The sequence below is a fragment of the Mesorhizobium sp. M4B.F.Ca.ET.017.02.2.1 genome (genome assembly GCF_003998955.1).
Classification (GTDB): Bacteria; Pseudomonadota; Alphaproteobacteria; order Rhizobiales; family Rhizobiaceae; genus Mesorhizobium; species Mesorhizobium abyssinicae.
Genome location: NZ_RZOF01000127.1, coordinates 1 through 15173 on the forward strand (window position 1 = coordinate 1; position 15173 = coordinate 15173).

The 15173-nt window shown below is 66.2% G+C and carries 13 protein-coding genes; 12 read left to right on the forward strand and 1 reads right to left on the reverse strand.

All coding sequences use genetic code 11. The features are described 5' to 3' along the window. The 6 genes from EN738_RS16925 to EN738_RS16950 all read left to right on the forward strand — a co-directional run. Window positions 1-142 (forward strand): SDR family oxidoreductase (locus EN738_RS16925; protein ID WP_127284676.1); only part of this gene is annotated, 142 nt, incomplete at its 5' end. A gap of 132 nt (window positions 143-274) precedes the next feature. Beyond that, window positions 275-1672, forward strand: a complete 1398-nt coding sequence (locus EN738_RS16930; protein ID WP_127284677.1) for an SWIM zinc finger family protein — start codon at window positions 275-277, stop codon at window positions 1670-1672. After that, window positions 1669-3114, forward strand: a complete 1446-nt coding sequence (locus EN738_RS16935) for a DUF5691 domain-containing protein (RefSeq protein WP_127284678.1) — start codon at window positions 1669-1671, stop codon at window positions 3112-3114. Before EN738_RS16930 ends, EN738_RS16935 begins: the two co-directional genes overlap by 4 nt. 19 nt (window positions 3115-3133) lie before the next feature. Further along, window positions 3134-4213, forward strand: coding sequence for an AAA family ATPase (locus EN738_RS16940; RefSeq protein WP_127284679.1), 1080 nt, complete (start codon window positions 3134-3136; stop codon window positions 4211-4213). Window positions 4214-4216: 3 nt separating this feature from the next. Continuing rightward, window positions 4217-6475: a DUF5682 family protein gene (locus EN738_RS16945; RefSeq protein ID WP_127284680.1), complete on the forward strand. Its 2259-nt coding sequence runs from the start codon at window positions 4217-4219 to the stop codon at window positions 6473-6475. Next, the gene (locus EN738_RS16950) at window positions 6468-7697 is read left to right on the forward strand and encodes a VWA domain-containing protein (protein ID WP_127284681.1); all 1230 of its coding nucleotides are present in this window, start codon (window positions 6468-6470) and stop codon (window positions 7695-7697) included. Before EN738_RS16945 ends, EN738_RS16950 begins: the two co-directional genes overlap by 8 nt. Window positions 7698-7721: 24 nt before the next feature. Here the strand turns inward: EN738_RS16950 and EN738_RS16955 are convergent, their stop codons facing one another. Continuing rightward, window positions 7722-8447, reverse strand: a complete 726-nt coding sequence (locus EN738_RS16955; RefSeq protein WP_127284682.1) for an MgtC/SapB family protein — start codon at window positions 8445-8447, stop codon at window positions 7722-7724. 203 nt (window positions 8448-8650) lie between these two features. On the opposite strand from EN738_RS16955, the gene EN738_RS16960 reads away from it, so the two are divergent. The 6 genes from EN738_RS16960 to EN738_RS16985 form a co-directional block, all read left to right on the forward strand. Then, window positions 8651-9625, forward strand: a complete 975-nt coding sequence (locus EN738_RS16960; protein WP_127284683.1) for a sugar-binding transcriptional regulator — start codon at window positions 8651-8653, stop codon at window positions 9623-9625. Window positions 9626-9670: 45 nt separating this feature from the next. Further along, window positions 9671-11116: an extracellular solute-binding protein gene (locus EN738_RS16965; RefSeq protein WP_127284684.1), complete on the forward strand. Its 1446-nt coding sequence runs from the start codon at window positions 9671-9673 to the stop codon at window positions 11114-11116. 153 nt (window positions 11117-11269) lie between these two features. Then, entirely contained in the window at window positions 11270-12190 is a 921-nt protein-coding gene (locus EN738_RS16970) for a sugar ABC transporter permease (protein WP_126056079.1), read from the forward strand. Between the two features lie 9 nt (window positions 12191-12199). Beyond that, window positions 12200-13057, forward strand: a complete 858-nt coding sequence (locus EN738_RS16975; RefSeq protein WP_127284685.1) for a carbohydrate ABC transporter permease — start codon at window positions 12200-12202, stop codon at window positions 13055-13057. 5 nt (window positions 13058-13062) lie between these two features. Continuing rightward, complete coding sequence (locus EN738_RS16980) at window positions 13063-14181, forward strand: ABC transporter ATP-binding protein (protein ID WP_127284686.1); 1119 nt, start codon at window positions 13063-13065, stop codon at window positions 14179-14181. After that, window positions 14178-15173, forward strand: a 996-nt coding sequence (locus EN738_RS16985; protein WP_145966864.1) for an ABC transporter ATP-binding protein, incomplete at its 3' end; no start/stop codon positions are given. The genes EN738_RS16980 and EN738_RS16985, both read left to right, overlap by 4 nt.

Sequence of the window (15173 nt, forward strand, 5' to 3'; positions counted from 1 at the left end):
CGCGCTGCGCCGCGTCGCCGAGCCCGAAGAGATCGCCTCCTGCTGCCTGTTCCTCGCCTCCGACGAAGCGTCCTTCGTCACCGGCGCGGTGCTGGTCGCCGACGGCGGCGGCCGCGCGCCGACGCAGAACAGGGCGGTGTGACGTGATCTGAAATTTCCCGTTCACCACGTTGGTCGCGGGTAAAACTTTGCGGCAGTTGGAGCTACACCAGCGCGCCGCAAACGGCTATCTATCGTCGCGGTATCATGCTTCGGGGTCATGAGAGGCGCGGGCTTGCAACTGGACCTGAAAACCATTGAAGCGCTTGCCCCTGACCAGGCCTCGCTCAGCGCCGCCTCCAAGCTGACCAAGCGCTCGAACTGGCCGCGCCTGGAGATGAATGAGCATCTGGGGCTCATTTGGGGGGAATGCCAGGGCTCGGGATCGAATCCCTATCGTGTCGCGTTCGACACCGGCGACCATGGCTACAAATGCACCTGTCCATCGCGAAAATTCCCGTGCAAGCACATATTGGGGCTGATGTGGATCGGCGCCACCGCGCCGGCCAGCTTCGATCGCGTCGATCAGACGCCGGAATGGGTGAATGACTGGCTCGGACGCCGCCGCAAGACCGGGCAGCAGCCGACGCAACCAGCAGCCGGCTCGGAAGGCAAAAGCATCGACGAGGCATCGCGACCGGACGAGAGCGCTCCGGTCGAGGATGCCGCGGCCGCCGAACGCCGCGAGGCGGCACAGCGCAAGCGGGCAGAGGATACGCGAAGCGCGGTCTCGGCGGCGTTGGACGAGCTCGATCAATGGATTGCCGACCAGCTCCGGCTCGGCCTTGCCGGGTTCGTCGATGCCTGCAGCGAGCGCTGCCGCCGCATTGCAGCCCGGCTTGTCGACCTCAAGGCGACCGCGCTTGCCGGCCGCATCGACGAGTTGCCGGCGCGGCTGATGGCGCTGCGCGGCGAGGAGAAGCCGGATGCCGCGATCCGCGAGCTGGGCAAGCTGGTGCTGCTCGCCAAGGCTTGGCGCGCCACGCCCGATGATCCCGAGCTTAGACGACTTGTGTCGACATCTGAGACGCGCGAGCAGGTCCTCGCCAACCCCGATGCCGTCCAGGTCGAGAGTGACTGGGAGGTGCTGGGAGAAAAGATCGAGACCCGACGCGACGGCCTCGTCAGCCACGCGACCTGGCTGCTCGATCTGAAGAGCCCGGCGCCGCGCTTTGCCGTCCTGCTTGACTTCTTCCCGGCCTCCGCCGGGCGGCGCTCCGGCGCCTTCGCGCCGGGTAATCGCTTCAAGGCCAGGCTGGTATTCTATCCATCGCGCACTCCGCTGCGGGCGCTGGTCGCGGAGCGGCTCGGCGATGCGGCGCCCGGTGCATGGCCAGCCTTCGCCTCGGACGCCGGCGATCCGCTTGCCGCCTATGCCGCCGTCCAGGACGGTGCGCCTTGGCTCTCCGACTGCCCCGTCATCCTGCCGGCCGGCGCGATCGCGCTGGACGAGAAGGACGGCGCCTGGTGGCAGGCGGCGAGCGATCCGCACGGCATTGCCCTGCCTGTCGAGGGCTCGGTCAACCAGCCCTTGCTCGGCATCGAGCTTGCAGCGACTGCTGCGCTCTGGAACGGCGCCAGGCTGGAGCTGCTGGCGTCGCAGAGCAATATGGGGAGGCTCGATCTGTCGTGAACGAGCCCGAGCAGGCAGGGCTGGCGAGATTGCGTGACGGCTGGATTTCCGGCGGCGCCGCTTTCGAACTTGCCCCTGCAGAATGGAAGGACGTCGCGGCAGCGGCCAGCCCGGACGAGCAGGAGCGGCGCCTGTTGGCGATTGCCGCGCAGGCGCTCGATGTCGCGCTTCGCCCGACGGCGCCGAAAACCCTGAAGCGGCGCCCGCCGTTGCCGGCGCTGGCCATGCCGATGCTCCCGGAACGGCTGCGGCCGTTGCTGCGCGCCGCATTGAAATATGCGGCCGATGCGAGGCTCAAGGCCCGCGTCGCCACGCTCGTCGCCAGCCGAGGCTTCGTGCTGCATCCGATGGATTGGATGCCCCCCGCGTCGGATCAGGAAAGTCCCGAGGTCTATGCCCCCTGGGCCGACTGGCAGGCAGGCGCGGATGGCGAGAAACAGTCCCGGCGCGAGCAGCTGACAGCGGAGACCTGGGATGACTTCTATCCAGCGGCGCGCCGTACCGCGCTGGTCGATTTGCGGCGCACCACGCCTGCTCTGGCGCGGACGCTTATCGAGACCAAGGGGGCCAGCGAGCCGGCGGAGGTCAGGCTGGCGCTGGTCGAACTCATGCGTTTCGGCCTGGGTGCCGACGACGTGCCGTTCCTGAAGAGCCTGTCCGCCGATCGCTCCGGCAAGGTGCGCGAAATGGCCGGCCGGCTGCTGGCAAGGCTGGGGGAGCATGGCAATCCGGCTGATGGCGGGTCGGAAGATCCGACAGCCGAGCTCGCTGCCTTCATCGAGGAAGGCAAATCCGGCTTCATTCGCCGCCGCACCACCTACGCACCGATGAAACTCAAATCGCCTGCGCAACAGGCCCGTCGCGCCGACTTGTTCGCTTCCTGCTACTTCGGCGATCTTGTTGCTCGCTTCGGCAAGACAGAGCCTGATTTCATCAGCGCATGGCAGTTCGGCGTCGATGACAATGCCGATCGTTTTCTCGTTCTAATGGTCTCGGTGTCCGGCAGCGATGCGGCGGTGGCCTGTTTGGCGGATAGGCTTGTCGCCGAAGGCGGCAAGCTTCCGCTTCTCGCCCTCCAGCTCATGTTGCGTTTGGACAGCGGCAGGAAGCGTCTCCTGATCAGGCAGATCCTGAAGGACGCGCAGAATCTGCACGCGCTCAACCTGGTCGAAGGCGCGGAGGCAGGCTGGCTGGAATGGGGCGACCTCGCAAACGGCAAGACGCTTTCGGCGCTGCGCTCCGCCGTCTCGGGTGACAACGACGTCATGAAACGAAGCGCCGAACAGTATCTCGAGGCCATAGGCTTTCTCGCCACGGCGGCGACGGCGGAGAAACTAATCGCCGAGGTCGTCGCCGCCGGCCTGTCGCCGGCATCGCCATCGCTCGGCCTGCTGCGGCTCAACGCGGCGCTGGCCGAAAATCGTTCCCAATCCGACAGATGACCAACCCGGAGATGATCGCATGAACGCAGCCATCCGCCTTCCGGCCGAACAGGTCTATGCCGCCGAACTGCAGGCGCTCGCGCTGGGCGACGACCGCCAGAAGCCCGCCGGCTGGAGCTTGTCGCCGAAAGCTGTGCTCACCTACCTGATGGGCGGCAAGGCTAGCGACGGCACCGTGATTTCGCCGAAATATGTCGGCCGCCGCCAATTGATGGAAACCGCTATCGCGACGCTTGCCACCGACCGGGCGTTGCTGCTGCTTGGCGTGCCGGGAACGGCGAAATCCTGGGTCTCGGAACATCTTGCCGGCGCCATCATGGGAAACTCGACGCTGATCGTGCAGTGCACCGCCGGCACCGACGAGAACCAGATCCGCTATGGCTGGAACTATGCCCAGTTGCTGGCCAAGGGCCCGAGCCAGGAGGCGCTGGTGCCGACGCCGCTCTACCGCGCTATGCAGGAGGGCAAGCTCTGCCGCCTGGAAGAGCTGACGCGCATGGGCTCCGACGTGCAGGACACGCTGATTACCGTGCTGTCGGAAAAGATGATGCCGGTGCCGGAATTGAACACCTCGATCTACGCCCAGCGCGGCTTCAACATCATCGCCACCGCCAACAATCGCGACAAGGGCGTCAACGAACTCTCATCGGCGCTGAAGCGTCGCTTCAACGTCGTGGTGCTGCCTCTGCCCGAGGACATGGCGGAAGAGGTCTCGATCGTCTCCCGACGCGTCGGCGAGATGGCCGGCGGGCTGGACCTGCCGGTGCCGAAAAATGTCGGCGAGGAGATCGCGCGGGTGCTCACCATCTTCCGCGAGTTGCGCTCCGGCGCGACCGCCGACGGCAAGGTGACGCTGAAGACGCCGTCGGGCTCGCTCTCCACCGCCGAGGCGATCGCCACGATGGTCAGCGGCCTCAGCCAGGCGGCCTGGTTCGACGGCGGCAAGCTTCACGCCGAAGGCCTGGCGCCAAGCCTGGTCGGCGCCATCGTCAAGGATCCTGTTCAGGACAAGGTGGTGCTCGAGGAATATCTGGAGACCGTGCTGAAGAAGCGGCCGGACTATGCCGGCTACTACGCGGCGCTCAACGCGGCCATCTGAGCCATGACTGAGGACGGCATCAGCTATTTCGGCATACGCCACCACGGTCCGGGCTCTGCCGAGAGCCTGGTCAAGGCGTTGCAGGAATTGCAGCCGGTCGCGGTGCTGATCGAGGGGCCGGTCGATGCCTCGCCGCTGTTGCCGCTGCTCGCCAGCCCCGAGATGAAGCCGCCGGTGGCGCTGCTCTGCTATCCCGAGGACGATCCGGCTGCGACCAGCTTCTGGCCCTTCGCCGAATTCTCGCCCGAATATCAGGCGGCGCTGTGGGCCGTCGCCAACAAGGCGACGCTGCGCTTCATCGACCTGCCGTCCCCAGCGCGGTTGGCCGAGAAGGCGCCAGAAAGTCCGGCCGACACCGATGCCGCCGAAGCGGAACCCGTCGAAGAGCAAGGCGAGGAAGCGACGCGCATCCAGGATCCGATCGGCACCCTGGCGCGCGCCGCCGGCTACGAGGATGGCGAAAGCTGGTGGTCCGACATCATCGAGCAGAATCCCGCGCCGGGGCCGATCTTCGCGGCCATCGCCGACGCGATGACGACGCTGCGCGATGGCGAGGGGGCGATCGGCAAGTTCGAGGCGATGCGCGAGGCGCACATGCGCCTGGAAATCGCCGCCGCGCGAAAAGAGTTCGATGGGCCGCTGGCGGTCGTCTGTGGCGCCTGGCATGTGCCGGCCCTGCGGGCTGCCCATACGCAAAAGAGCGACCAGGCGCTGCTCAAGGGAATGGCCCGCCGCAAGACGATGATGACCTTCGCGCCATGGACGGGGCCGCGCCTGGCGCTCGGCTATGGCTACGGCGCCGGCGTCGTCGCGCCTGGCTGGTGCAAGCATCTGTGGCAGACGCGCGGGCAGGGCGACTCTTCCATCCTGTGGCTGGCGCGGATCGCATCGGTTCTCAGGGCGAAAGGCCACATGATCTCGACCGCATCGCTGATCGAGGCTGAGCGGCTGGCGCGTACGCTCGCCGCCATCCGCGAACGGCCGAAGCCGGGTTTCGAGGAACTGCGCGACGCTTCGATTTCGGCCCTGTTCAACGGCGAGGCCCTGCTGTGGAAGATGGTCGAGGCCGAACTGCTGCTCGGCGCCGATGTCGGTGAGATTCCGCCGGACACACCGCTGGCGCCGCTGATCGACGACCTTCAGCGCAACCAGAAAGCGGCGCGGCTGAAGCCCGAGGCCTTGGAGCGGGAACTCTCCATCGACCTGCGCAGCGAGAGCGGGCTGTTTCGGTCGACGCTGCTGCACCGGCTGAACGTGCTTAGCGTGAGCTGGGGCAAGCTGACCGACACCGGGCGCAGCCGCGGCACCTTCCGCGAGCGGTGGGTGCTGGCCTGGCAGCCGGAATATGCCGTCCGCCTGGTCGAGAACCTGGTCTATGGCCCGACCATTGAAAAGGCCGCCAACGGCCGCCTGGTCCAGATGATCAGTGCCGCCGCGACGCTCGACACCCTTGCCACGCTGGTCCAGAGCGCCATCACGGCGGCTCTCAGTGAAGCCTCCGCCGCCGGCCTCGTCGCGCTGGAGGAAAAGGCGGCGCACAGCAGCGAGTGCCTGGAGCTGCTGGCCTCGGTGCCGCCGCTGGCCGACATCATCCGCTATGGCGAGGCACGCAAGACCGAGACCGAACGTCTTGCCGGCCTCTTGGAACGGCTGATCGTCGAGGGCTCGATCGCGCTGCCCTACGCCGCACGCGATCTTGATGCGCAGGCGGCCGCGGCGCTGATGGGCGCGCTGCGCAAGGCCGACGAGGCGATCAGGCTGGTGGAGCCGGGCGCGGATGTCGTGGATGCCTGGCGCAACGGCCTCGCGGCCGTGCTCGAGTCGTCGCGATCGACGGCGCTCGTCGCCGGTTCCGCGGCGCATCTGCTCTACGAGGCCGGGCGGCTTTCCGCCGAGGACGCGGCCGACCTTTTGGCAAAGCGCCTGTCGCCGGGGACGCCGGTCATCGAAGCGGCAGCCTTCTTCGAGGGCTTCTTCAGCGGCGCCGGTCAAAGCCTGATCTATGACGAGGGTCTGCGCGGCGCCGTCGATGCATGGCTTGCCTCACTCGACGAAGAGGCCTTCGTCTCCCATCTGCCCTTGCTGCGCCGGGTCTTCTCCAACCTCGACAGCATGGAGCGCCGGCGTTTGATCGAGGCCGTGCTCGGCCGCAGGGCCAGCCTGCCCGCCGGGCTGACGCCGGCGCCTGATGGCGGCGAAGCCTGGCGCCGGCATTTTGCTCTCCTGGGCAGGCTGCTCGCGGGGGAGCCCGGCCATGGATGATGAAGCGATCGTGCCGGACCCAAGCGAAGATCAGCGCGAGCGCCGCTGGCGGCTGGCGATCGGCGCCGACGATGAAACGTCGTCGGCACTGTCGGCGGAAGACCGGCGGCTTTCGGCGGCGCTCGATGCGCTTTATGGCGACGGCAGCGGCGAGACGGCCGGCGATCCGCGCAAGCGGCGCGGCGGGCTCGGCCGCTCGGCGCCGCGCGTCGCGCAATGGATGGGGGATATCCGCTCGTTCTTTCCCGAGCAGGTCGTCCAGGTCGTGCAGAAGGACGCCTTCGAGCGGCTGAACCTGAAACAAATGCTGATGGAGCCGGAGTTCCTCAAGGCGATCGAGGCGGACGTCAATCTCGTAGCCGACCTGGTCTCGCTGCGCTCGGCGATGCCGGACAAGACCAAGGACATCGCCCGCGCGATCATCTCCGACATTGTCGCCAAGCTGATGCAGCGCCTCGAGCAGAAGACCGCCGAGGCGATACGCGGCGCGCTCGACCGGTCGCGGCGCACCAACCGGCCGCGGCAGCGCGACATCGACTGGCCGCGCACCATTACGGCAAACCTCCGCCACTACCAGCCGGACCACAAGACCGTCGTGCCGGAAAGACTGGTCGGCTTCATGCGGCGCCAGCGCCGGCTGGTCGACCTCGACGAGGTGACGCTCTGCGTCGACCAGTCGGGCTCGATGGCAAGCTCGGTCATCTACGCCTCGATCTTCGCCGCGGTGATGGCCTCGTTGCCGGTGGTGCGCACCAAGCTCGTCTGCTTCGACACCGCGATCGTCGACCTGACGGAGGAACTCAGCGATCCGGTCGAAGTGCTGTTCGGCGTCCAGCTCGGCGGCGGCACCGACATCAACCAGGCCGTCGCCTATTGCGCCGAGCGGATCGAGCGGCCGACCAAGGCGCATTTCATCTTGATCACCGACCTCTACGAGGGCGGCAACGGCCAGGAGCTTCTGCAGCGGTTGGCTGCGCTGGTCCGGTCGGGCGTCAATGTCGTCGTGCTACTGGCGCTGACCGATCAGGGCCGTCCCGGCTATGATCCCGCAATGGCGGGATCGGTCGCATCGCTCGGCATCCCGGTTTTCGCCTGCACCCCTGACCATTTCCCGGACATGATGGCGGCGGCGCTGCGTCGGGAAGACATCGGCGCCTGGGCGGCAGGGGCGGACATCAAGCTGATCCGGGCCGACACCGAAGCAGCCAAGACAGCCGAGTAAGCCTGCCGCCGCCTTCAACGATGATCAGCCTGCTTTCTCGCTGATCAGCTCGAAGCGCTCGACTTCGCAGTGCTGGCCGACCGCGGCCAGGATTTCCATCGACGGTTCGACCGCATCGGGCTGCTTCCATCCGAGATTGAAGGTGTGGACGAAGCGGTCACGGCCGGCGTCATGTTCCATGCCGACAAAGCGCGCGTCATAGCCGAGTGGACGAACCATTTCCCGCAGATCCGGCGGCGAGCCTTTCGGCCACGAGACCGCCAGGATCGCATGGTGGTCGCGCGGGATCCTGAGATCGACCCATTTCAGCGCCTGCAGCGTCACCAGCGTCAGCACCGTCGCGATCGCGCCAAGGCCGAACTGGCCGCCGCCGAAGGCCAGCCCGATCATGGTCACGATCCACATCGTGGCGGCGGTGGTCACGCCTGTCACGAGATCGCCGCGCCGCAGGATGGCGCCGCCGCCGATGAAGCCGACACCGGTGAGCACGCCCAGCGGAAAACGCAGCACGTCCATGCGCACGAAAGAGTCCGTGCCCTTGCCGGCGACATCGAGCAGCATGTTGGCCTGGATCATGGCGATGGCGGCGGCAAGGCCGACCAGGATCGTCGTGCGAAGCCCGGCGGTGTGGCCGCGTGCCTCCCTGTTCAGACCGATCAGGAACCCCGCCAGCAGCGTCAGCAGAAGCCTCGCCAGCAGGTCTGGCCAGCCCGGATGAAGCGGCATGTCGCAGCAAAGCGGCTCGAACATCGTTCCACGAGGCGCGGGCGAGCCGCGCTCCTTGTTCCCAACGACTTCAACCTCGTTGGCGGGCTGAAGGTTCCTTGGCGGGCCAGGAGCACTGGCGCCGTCTGTCACACCCCGCGCACGATTTTGAGACACGCGCCGCTTGACTCCGGCGAAGCCTTGTGAAAAATTTTGCAGCAACTGATAAAAATATCAAAAGGGCGGAAATGGTTGGGTTCGGCAATGGCCTCCTGCGCGACGACGAGACCAGCATGGCCGCCCGCGCCGCCTGGCTTCACTATGCCGGCGGTCTGACCCAGGCCGAGGTCGCCAAGCGGCTCGGCCTCACCAGCCTCAAGGCGCATCGCCTCATCACCAAGGCCAACCAGGAAGGGCTGGTTAAGGTCTATATCGACGGCGAGATCTCCGAATGCGTGGCGCTCGAGGACGAGCTGTCCGGCCGCTACGGGCTCGACTATTGCGAAGTGGTGCCGGACTTCGATCCGGAAGACCTGCCGCTCAAGGCGCTTGGCATTGCCGGCGCGCAATTCCTCAAGCGCGAGATCGAGCGCGGCGAGGACAAGCTGATCGGCGTCGGCCACGGCCGCACGCTCGCCGCTTGCGTGGAGTACCTGCCGCGCATTTCGGCCGACGGCATCCGCTTCGTCTCGCTGCTCGGCGGCCTGACGCGCAAGTTCTCGGCCAACCCGCACGACGTGATCCATCGCCTCGCCGAGCGCACCGGCGCCGAAGCCTATGTCATGCCGGTGCCGATGTTCGCCAACACGGTGGAGGATCGTGCCGTGCTGCTCGGCCAGAAGGGCATTAGCGAGGTCTTCGATCTGGCGAAATCCGCCGACCTGCTGCTGGCCGGCATAGGCACCGCCGAGCAGGAGGCCTCGCTGGTCGCCACCGGCATGATCGACAAGGCCGAGATGGAGGAGACTCGCCGCAACGGCGCCGTCGGCGAACTGCTCGGCCATTTCTTCGACGAGGCCGGCAAGCCGGTGGCGACCACGGTTTCCAGCCGTGCCCTGGCGTTGGCGCGGGAGGACATCGCCAACCGCAGGATCGTCGCCGTCGCCGGCGGCAAGGTGAAGGTTCGCGCCATCAAGTCAGTGCTGGAGGGCCGTTATCTCAAGGGCCTGATAACCGACGAGCGGACGGCGCGATCGCTCGTGGAACAGACGCCGGTCGGGTAGCCGGCACCGCTTTGGTTGAAACTACCCTGTGGAGGAGAAGAGGACATGCATGAGAAAGAAAAAGACCTGATCGACGCGTTCCTGCGTGGACAAGTCGACCGCCGTGGACTGATCAGGGGGCTGGGCGCCATGGGCCTCGCCGCCAGCACCGCCGGCGTCCTGCTCAATATGGGCCAGACCCGCGCGCTCGCCGCCGATTTCGACTGGCAGGCGCACAAGGGCAAGACCATCAAGCTCTTGCTCAACAAGCACCCCTATGCCGACGCGATGATCGCCGACCTCGACAATTTCAAGCAGCTGACCGGCATGAACGTCGTCTATGACGTGTTCCCGGAGGACGTCTATTTCGACAAGGTCACCGCCGCGCTCTCGGCGAGCTCCTCCGAATACGACGCCTTCATGACCGGCGCCTACATGACCTGGACCTATGGTCCGGCCGGCTGGATCACCGACCTCAACGAATGGATCAAGGACCCGGCCAAGACCAATCCGAAATATGCCTGGGACGACTTCCTGCCCGGCGTCAAGAACTCCTGCGCCTGGAACGGCAAGCCGGGCGGTGCGCTGGGTTCGGAAGACGCCAAGCAGTGGTGCATTCCATGGGGCTTCGAGCAGAACAACATCACCTACAACAAGGCGATGTTCGACAAGGCCGGCGTCAAGGTTCCCGGCAGCATGGACGAGATGGTGGCGGCCGCCGCCAAGCTCACCAAGGATGTCGGTGGCGGCGTCTACGGCATCGGCGTGCGCGGCTCGCGCTCCTGGGCGACGATCCATCCGGGGTTCCTGTCGGCCTACGCCAATTTCGACCAGAAGGACCTCAACGTATCGGCCGACGGCAAGCTGTCCGCCGCCATGAACACCGCCGAATCCAAGGCCTTCCACAAGCAATGGGTGCAGATGATCCAGGAGAGCGGTCCGAAGGACTGGTCGACCTACACCTGGTACCAGGTCGGCACCGATCTCGGCGCCGGCGCCTCGGCGATGATCTTCGACGCCGACATCCTCGGCTACTTCATGAATGGCGGCACCAACAAGATGGCCGGCCAGCTCGCCTTCGCCGGCTTCAAGGCCAATCCGGCCGCCAAGGCGCCGACGCCCAACATCTGGATCTGGTCGCTGTCGATGTCAAACTTCTCCAAGGACAAGGACGCCACCTGGTACTTCATGCAGTGGGCTTCCGGGCTCGATCACTGCCTGTTCGGCGCCACCAAGATGGACTTCGTCAATCCGGTCCGGCAGTCGGTCTGGAAGGACGAGGTGTTCCGTGAGAAGCTGAACAAGAGCTATCCGGGCTATGTCGAGATGTTCGACGCCTCGGCACCCGGCGCCAGCATCAAGTTCACGGCGCAACCGCTGTTCTTCGACCTCACCACCGAATGGGCCGCGACGCTGCAGAAGATGGTGGCCAAGGAAGTGCCGATCGACGAGGGCCTCGACAAGCTGGCCGAGAGCATCAACGGCCAGCTCAAGGAGGCCGGCCTCGGCTGATATCGGGCAGCGGCTGGCGCGCAAGCGCGGGCCAGCCGCGACCCTCAACGACACTCGCGAGGCGAAGCGGTATGCTTCGCCAACGCCCGACCGGCCGCCTTGCTCCCTTGGGCGGCCGGCAGGGCGGAGCAACCGGGATAACGGAAGAGCGCGATGACCGCGGCGACGACAGTCCACAGACCCTCCGGCTTCAGGATCAGCAAGCGGGTTCTGCCCTATCTCCTCAGCCTGCCGGCGCTCCTGGTCTGCATCGGCATCCTGATCCCGTTCCTGACCTCGGTGGTCTATTCCTTCCAGCGCTACAGGCTGAGCCAGCCATGGGCCAGGCAGTTCAACTGGGGCGACAACTACATTTCCTTCTTCACCGACCCGAAGTTCTGGAACACGCTCGAGGTGTCGCTGCTCTATGCCGGCATCACCGTGGTGCTCGAACTGCTGCTCGGCCTCGGCATCGCCATGCTCCTGCAGAAGCGCTCGACGCTGAACAACTTCATCTCGATCATGCTGTTGATGCCGCTGATGACGGCGCCGGCGCTGGCCGCGCTGATGTGGAAGCTGATGACCAATCCCGGCTTCGGCGTGCTGAGCTATCTTGCCAGCCTCATAGGCCTGCAGGACTTCCGTTGGGCGTCCTCGCCGTCGACCGCGCTGCTCACCGTCGTGCTGGTCGACATCTGGGTCTACACGCCCTTCATCATGATCCTGCTGCTCGCCGGCCTGCGCAGCCTGCCGACTCAGCCCTTCGAGGCGGCCGCGCTCGACGGCGTGCCGAGGAGCTTCGTGTTCTTCCGCATCACCCTGCCGATGCTGACGCCCTATATCCTGACGGCGACGCTGTTTCGCCTGCTCGATTCCATCCAGCAGTTCGACATCATCTACGCGATGACTCAAGGCGGCCCCGGCGACACGCTGACCGTGTTCCAGGTCGAGGCCTATCTCAACTTCTTCCAGTCGACCAATGTCGGGCGCTCGGCGGCGCTGATGATCATCCTGTGGGCGATCACCTATTTCCTCTCCAACATCTTCATCAAGAACTGGCTCCGGCTGCGCGAACGCGCCCGCGGCCAGGCATAGGAGGCAGGGATGGAACACACCTCGCTTCTCGAACGCATCCTGCGCGGCGCAGCGCTCACGCTGGTGGTGATCTTCTTCATGTTCCCGATCGCCTGGATCTTCATGATGTCGTTCCAGACCAACGAGACCATCCTGCGCATCCCGCCGCAGCTGATCTTCGAGCCGACGCTCGCCAACTACACGGCGCTGATCACCGGCAAGCTGGTGACCGCGGCCGGCACGCTCGACATCGCCTTCATGCGCAATCTCTGGAACTCGGTGTTCCTGTCGGTGACCTCGGTTGCCGTCTCGCTGCTGCTCGGCGTGCCCGCCGCCTATGCCTTCGCCCGCCACAAATTCCGCGGCTCGGAGGACATCGCCTTCACGCTCTTGTCGTTCCGCTTCGCGCCGGCGCTGCTGGTGCTGCTGCCGCTCACGCTCTATTTCCAGAAGCTCGGCCTCGCCAACACCTATATCGGCCTGATCTGGGTCTACCAGCTGATCTGCCTGCCGCTGATCCTGTGGATCGTGCGCGGCTATTTCGAGGACATCCCGGCCGACATCGAATACGCCTACCGCATCGGCGGCCATTCCTGGTTCGCCACCTTCCGCAAGATCGCGCTGCCGCTTGCCGGGCCGGGCATCGCCGCCGCCGGCCTGCTCGCCTTCATCTTCGCCTGGAACAATTTCGTCTTCGCGCTGGTGCTCGCCTCCGCCGACAAGCAGCCGGTGACGGTCGGCGCGCTCGCCTTCATCACCTCGTCCGGCATTCAGTATGGCCAGATCTCGGCCGCGATTGTGCTGTCGATCACGCCGACGCTGGCGCTGGCGCTATACGCGCAGCGCTATCTCGTCGAAGGCCTGTCGCTCGGCGCCGTGAAAGGGTAGTTCCGATGGCCAGCCTCGAACTCAAAAATGTCGTCAAGCGCTACAAGAGCCAGACGGTCCTCGACAATCTGTCGCTGAGCGTCGCCGACGGCGAGACGCTGGTGCTGTTCGGCCCGTCCGGCGCCGGCAAGACGGTGCTGCTGCGCATGGTTGCCGGCGTCATCGATCCCGACGAGGGCAAGATCCTGATCGGCGGCGAGGACATGACCGATGTCGACGCCGAGTTCCGCGGCGTCGGCATGGCGTTCCAGAACTTCGCGCTGTTCCCGCATATGAGCGCCTTCGACAACATCGCGACGCCGCTGGAGGCCAGGCACTCCTCGCAAGGCGCGATCAAGGCCGGCGTCGAGAGCGTCGCCAAGCTGCTCAAGATCGACCATGTGCTGAGCCACAAGCCGCGCGCGCTGTCCAACGGCCAGAAGCAGCGCACCGCGCTTGCTCGCGCGTTGGTCGGCTCGCCGCCGATTCTCCTGCTCGACGATCCCTTGCGCAATGTCGACGCCAAACTCCGCTTCGAGATGCGGCTTGAACTGCCGCGGCTCCTGCATGATCGCGGCGCGACCGTCGTCTACGTCACCCAGGACTACAAGGAGGCGATGGCGCTCGGCAACCGCATCGCGGTGATGTCGCAAGGCGTCATCCGCCAGCTCGGCACTCCCGAGCAGATCTATCGCGAGCCGGCCAATGTCGAGATCGCCAGGCTGTTCGGCGACCCGACCATCAATTTGCTCGACGTCAAGCCGGCGCGCGACGCCAAGGGCATCTATGTCGGCCTGTCGAACGTACAGGTCCATCTCGCCGGCGCCTATGAGGCGGCGGTCGGGCGCGACTGCGTTATCGGCCTGCGGCCCGAGGCGCTGAGTTTCGTCGGTGAGGCCACGCCCGGCGCCGTTCCTGTGACCGTCGAGGCCGAGACGCCGCTCAACGAAAAGATCGTCACCTTGGTGCGCACCGTGCGCGGCCGTGAAATCCTGGTTTCGCGCCCTGCTGGAACGCCGGGCCAGACCGAGGGCAAGGCGCATGTCGCCGTCGACGGCAAAAGCGCGCTGCTGTTCGATCATGCCAGCGGCGAGCGCATCGGCGCCAACAAGGTCGTCACTTTGCGCAGCGGAGAAGCGGCATGAGCGCCAGCGCCCTCACCATTTCCGGCGTCGACAAGTTCTACGGCCCGATCGACCGCGGCGTGCATGCGGTGAAGCAGCTGACGATGGAGATCGCCAGGGGCGAGATCGTGGCGCTGCTCGGCTCGTCGGGCTGCGGCAAGACCTCGACGCTGCGCATGATCGCCGGCTTCGAGGAGGTTTCGCGTGGCGAGATCGCCGTCGCCGGCCGCAAGGTGCACACGCTGGCGCCGGTCAAGCGCAACGTGGCGATGGCCTTCGAGGGCTATTCGCTCTATCCGCCGCTCACCGTGCGCGAGAACATGGCCTTCGCTCTCAAGGCGGCAAGGCTTTCGAAGAGCGACGTCGACGCCAAGGTCGCCAGCATCGCCAAGCTGCTCGAGATCGAGGACATCCTCGAGCGCTATCCGAGCTCGATCTCCGGCGGCCAGCAGCAGCGCGCCAGCCTCGGCCGCGCCTTGATCCGCGAGGCGGACCTGCATCTGCTCGACGAGCCGATGGGGCAGCTCGAGCCGCAGTTGCGCGCCGTGCTGCGTGGCCGCATCAAGCACTTCATCAAGGAGCGCGGCCTGACCGCGATCCTGGTCACCCACGACCAGACCGAGGCCAACGCGCTCGCCGACCGCATCGCGGTGATGGAAGGCGGCGTGCTGCAGCAGTTCGACACGCCCGACATGATCAAGCGGCGGCCGGCGAACCTGTTCACCGGCACCTTCGTCGGCGAGCCGCCGATGAATGTCTTCGAGGCCTTTGTCGGCACGACTGCCGGCAAGATCAGCCTGAAGCTCTCCGACGGGCTCTCGCTCGACTACGACAAGGATGCCTTCAGCGGCCCGGTGCGCGACCAGCTGCTCGCCCGCGAGCGTGTCGTCATCGGCGTCAGGCCCTACGCGGTGCGCCGCTCGAAGGACGGCGTGCCGGCCACCGTCTCGGCCAATCAATGGCTCGGCGACCAGACCCACATCGCCGCCGATTTTGCCGGCGGCTCGCTGGTG